The sequence below is a fragment of the Acidovorax sp. genome, from assembly GCF_022763525.1.
Classification (GTDB): domain Bacteria; phylum Pseudomonadota; class Gammaproteobacteria; order Burkholderiales; family Burkholderiaceae_C; genus Acidovorax.
This window is the reverse complement of sequence record NZ_JALEGG010000091.1, coordinates 1-4149: the sequence shown is the minus strand read 5'-3', so window position 1 is coordinate 4149 and position 4149 is coordinate 1. Positions and strand designations below refer to the sequence as shown.

The window sequence follows — 4149 nt, the reverse complement described above, 5'->3', positions numbered from 1 at the left end:
GTGTGCGGCCAATAGCTCGGCTATTGGCAAACGCCGCAACGCCGCAGACCGCCCGCAAAGACCACTGCCCGAAGGGTTGGAGCGAAATCGGGTGATTGGACGCCCCGGCTGCTTGCATGGGCATGAGCCCATGCGGCGCATCCGAAGCCTCCACTCCTCCCGATTGCGCTCCAACGCGACCCCTGCGAGATCGTAAACAGGCTCTAAGAACTATCATCGCCCCATGCTGATCGAGACGCTGGACACGGCCCGCGACCTGGGGCGCCTGAAGGAAATCCTGGGCGTGATGGTGCGCCATGGGTTTGGCGACACCGTGCGCCGCCTGGGCCTGGCCGACCGGCTGGAGCGCGCAGGCCAGGCGTTGAACTGGACGCACGCGGCAGACCTGGCCCGTGTGGAGCCGCCCGTGCAGGTGCGCCTGGCGCTCGAAGAGCTGGGCCCGGCATTCGTGAAGTTCGGCCAGATCCTTGCGGGGCGGGCCGATCTGTTCGGCCCCGAATGGATTGCCGAGTTCGAGAAGCTGCACAGCCATGTGCCCGCGGTGCCGATCGATGCCCTGCGCCCGCAACTGCGCGAAGACCTGGGCGCCGAGCCGGAGGAGGTCTTTGCCTGGTTTGACGCCATGCCCCTGGCGGCCGCATCCATCGCGCAGGTGCACCGTGCGCGGCTGCACGACGGGCGCGAGGTCGTCGTCAAGATCCGCCGCCCAGGCATCGCCGATACCATCCAGGCCGACCTGCGCCTGCTGCAACGGCTGGCGGCGCTGGCCGAGGCCGAATTGCCCGCGCTCAAGCCCTATCGCCCGCAACAGCTGGTGCGCGAGTTTGCGCGTTCCCTGCGCCGCGAGCTGGATCTGGCGGGCGAGTGCCGCCAGGCCGAGCGCATTGCCGCCAACATGGCTGCCCTCCCGCACATCGTGATTCCGAAGGTGGACTGGGCCCACACGAGCGAACGCATCAACGTGCAGGATTTCGTGGAGGGCACGCCCGGCAGCGCCTTGGCGGCGCTCACGCCCGAGGCGGGGTTTGACCGGACCGTGCTGGCACAGCGGGGTGCGCAGGCCGTGCTCAAGATGATCGTGCAGGACGGTGTCTTCCATGCCGACCCCCACCCCGGCAACGTGTTCTACCTGCCGGGCAACCGCATCGCCTTCATCGACTTTGGCATGGTCGGCCGCCTGTCGCAGCGCCGACGCGACGAGCTGCTGCAGCTCCTGCTGGGGCTGGTGGAGCATCAGCCCCAGGCGGTGGCCGATGTGTTGCTGGACTGGACGGGCGACGGCCCGGGCGTGAACGTGGCGCAGCTCGAAACCGAGATCGAAGCCTTCGTGGACCAGTACCACGGCGTGCCGCTGGCGCAGCTCAGCCTCGGCCAGATGCTGGCGGATGTGACCTCCATCCTGCGCGAGCACCAGCTGGGCTTGCCCTCCGACCTGGCGCTGCTGATCAAGGCGTTCATTTCGCTGGAGGGCATGGGTCGCAACCTGGATCCGGATTTCCACATGGCCAGCGAAGCCCTGCCGCTGCTCAAGGAGGTGGTGCGAGGTCGCTACGAGCCCCGTGCGCTGGCCGGACGCGCCTGGAGCACCCTGCGCCGCGCCTTGGCCACGGTGGAGCAATTGCCCGACGACGTGGGCCGGCTGCTGCGCAACGCGCGGCGTGGGCGCTTGCAGGTGGGCATCGAACTGGCGCACCTCAAGCGCGTGGGCGACCAGATCGACCGCTCGGCCAACCGCCTGGCCATGGCGCTGGTGATTGCGGCACTGATCATCGGCTCGTCCATCGTGATGACGGTGAAGGGCGGGCCCACACTGTTCGGGCTGCCCGCGTTTGGGTTCCTGGGGTTCTTTGGGGCCGTGGTGTGCGGCCTGTGGCTGGTGCGGGCCATCTGGCGCAGTTCGCACCACCGGGATGACGACTGAGAACCTGTTCTGACACCAGCCCGCTACCGGCTTACCGACCTACCCTAGAAACTGGCACACCCCATTCCAGCGCGCCCGTGGAACCGGCTTTTCCTGGCCACCGGAGGCGCCCCCTTGCGGGGATGACGCGAAGCGGCTCAGCAGAGACTACCGTCCAGCATTCGGGAAGAACAACTGCTCCCCGCCCATCTTGTAGTCCGCAATCGCCTGCTGGCCCGCAGGCGACACGATCCAGTCCACGAACTTCTGCGCATCCTGCGCCTTCACGTGCGGGTGCTTGGCAGGGTTCACCACCATCACGCCGTACTGGTTGAAAAGCCGGGTGTCGCCTTCGACCAGCACAGCCAGATCGGCGCGGTTCCTGAAGTTGAGCCAGGTGCCTCGGTCGGCCAGCACATAGGCGCCGCTCGATGCGGCAATGTTGAGCGCCGGCCCCATGCCGCAGCCGCACTCCTTGTAGCCGCGTCCCTTGGCGGGGTCGGCGCCTGCAAGCTTCCAGTAGCGCAGCTCGGCCGCGTGCGTGCCGCTCTTGTCGCCCCGCGAGATGAAGTTGCCGTGCGCAGCGGCCAGCTTCTGCAGGGCTTGCACGATGTCCTTGCCCTGGGTGCCCACCGGGTCGCTCCTGGGGCCGATGAGGATGAAGTCGTTGTACATCACGGGGTAGCGCTTCACGCCCCAGCCATCGGCCACAAACTTTTCCTCGGCCCCCTGGTCGTGCACAAACAGCACATCGGCATCGCCCCGCCGTGCCATGTCCAGCGCCTGCCCGGTGCCTAGCGCCACCACCTTCACATCCAGCCCGCTGGCCTTCTTGAACGCAGGCATCAGGTGGCCAAACAGCCCGGACTGCTCGGTGGATGTGGTGGATGCCATGGTGATGCTCTGCGCCAGCACCTGGCAAGATGCTATCAATAATATAGCTATCAGCGCTTGTTGTACAAGCGCTGGGGCACAAAAAGACTTGAAACCCGTCATGCCAGTTCTCCTTTGACAAACAGCCGCGCGGCCTCGGGCAGGGGACCGTTGAAGAAATCGTGCACGGGCAGGTCGGCCACCAGGCGGCCGTGCTCCAGGTAGATCACGCGGCTGGCCAGGCGCTTGACCTGGCCCAGGTTGTGGCTGCTGAACACCATGGTCACGGGATGCGCCGGCCCCGCCGCGCCATGGCTGGCGGCAAAGTCGGCCATCAGGGCCTCGACCTCGCGCTTGGCGTGGGGGTCGAGGCTGGCGGTGGGTTCGTCCAGCAGCAGCACGTCTGGTCGCAGCGCCCAAGCACGTGCCAGCGCCACACGCTGCTGCTGCCCGCCCGAAAGCGTGCGGGCGTTCTGCGCGGCGATGCCCTGCAGCCCCACGCGCTGCAGCGCCGCGAGGGCCTGGGGTCGCGCATCGCGCCAGCGCACCCCGCGCAGCCACAGGGCCAGCGCCACGTTGTTCTGTGCGCTGGTGCGCAGCATGTGCGGGCGCTGGAAGAGCATGGCCTGGCGCAGGCGCGCGTTGCATTGAAAGCCCCCGCCGCTGGCATCGGCCAGGCCGCCCAGCACGCGCAGCAGCGTGCTCTTTCCGCTGCCATTGGCGCCCACCAGCGCCACGCGCTCGCCCGGCACGATGCAAAGCGTGACCTGGTCCAGCGCCTGCACGCGGCCATAGCGCACGGTCACCTGGCGCAAATCGACCCAGGGGTCGGCGGAAGGGCTGCTCATGCCGTCACCCCCACGGGTGTGCTGGAGGCCGATCCATCGACCCGCTCGCGCCAGCGGCGCAGCAGCGCAATCAGCACATTGAGCGCCAGCACCACGGCCAGCAAGACCATGCCCAGCGCCAGCGCCAGCGGCAGGTCGCCCTTGCTGGTTTCAAGGGCAATGGCGGTGGTCATCACCCGGGTGAAGCCATCGATGTTGCCGCCCACGATCATCACGGCACCCACCTCGGAGATGGCGCGGCCAAACGACGCGAGCAGCACCGTGAGCAGCGCGTAGCGCTCGTCCCAGGCCAGCAGCAGGCTGCGCAGCAGCGGACCCGCGCCCAGGGAACGCAGCTGCTCGCCATGCGCACGTTCGGCATCTTCCACCGTCTGGCGGGTGAGCGCAGTGACCACCGGCAGCACCAGGATGGCCTGCGCCAGCACCATGGCCTTGAAGCTGAAAAGCCAACCCAGAGACCCCAGCGGCCCGCTGCGCGAGAGCACCAGGTACACCACCAGCCCCACCACCACCGAGGGCACCGCCAGC

At 67.9% G+C, this 4149-nt stretch carries 4 protein-coding genes; 1 reads left to right on the top strand and 3 read right to left on the bottom strand.

Annotated features, from left to right (window positions below):
* Nucleotides 1-223 precede the first annotated feature (223 nt).
* Nucleotides 224-1921 carry an AarF/UbiB family protein gene (locus MRY84_RS07355; RefSeq protein ID WP_291505085.1) on the top strand — a complete coding sequence of 566 codons (1698 nt, stop codon included), beginning with the start codon at nt 224-226 and terminating at the stop codon, nt 1919-1921.
* A gap of 147 nt (nt 1922-2068) precedes the next feature.
* Here MRY84_RS07355 and MRY84_RS07350 read toward each other — a convergent pair whose 3' ends face one another.
* The 3 genes from MRY84_RS07350 to MRY84_RS07340 all read right to left on the bottom strand — a co-directional run.
* Nucleotides 2069-2896, bottom strand: coding sequence for a substrate-binding domain-containing protein (locus MRY84_RS07350; protein ID WP_291505084.1), 828 nt, complete (start codon nt 2894-2896; stop codon nt 2069-2071).
* Nucleotides 2893-3621 (bottom strand): phosphate ABC transporter ATP-binding protein, encoded by a 729-nt coding sequence (locus MRY84_RS07345; RefSeq protein ID WP_291505083.1) that lies wholly within the window; start codon nt 3619-3621, stop codon nt 2893-2895. The genes MRY84_RS07350 and MRY84_RS07345 overlap by 4 nt, the downstream gene beginning before the upstream one ends.
* A partial coding sequence (locus MRY84_RS07340; RefSeq protein ID WP_291505082.1) for an ABC transporter permease occupies nt 3618-4149 on the bottom strand: 532 nt, incomplete at its 5' end. The genes MRY84_RS07345 and MRY84_RS07340, both read right to left, overlap by 4 nt.

What these genes read in the sequence shown, in the direction of transcription:
- MRY84_RS07355 (WP_291505085.1), top strand. Translation starts at nt 224, where the DNA reads ATGCTGATCGAGACGCTGGACACGGCCCGCGACCTGGGGCGCCTGAAG.
- MRY84_RS07350 (WP_291505084.1), bottom strand. Translation starts at nt 2,896, where the DNA reads ATGACGGGTTTCAAGTCTTTTTGTGCCCCAGCGCTTGTACAACAAGCG.
- MRY84_RS07345 (WP_291505083.1), bottom strand. Translation starts at nt 3,621, where the DNA reads ATGAGCAGCCCTTCCGCCGACCCCTGGGTCGATTTGCGCCAGGTGACC.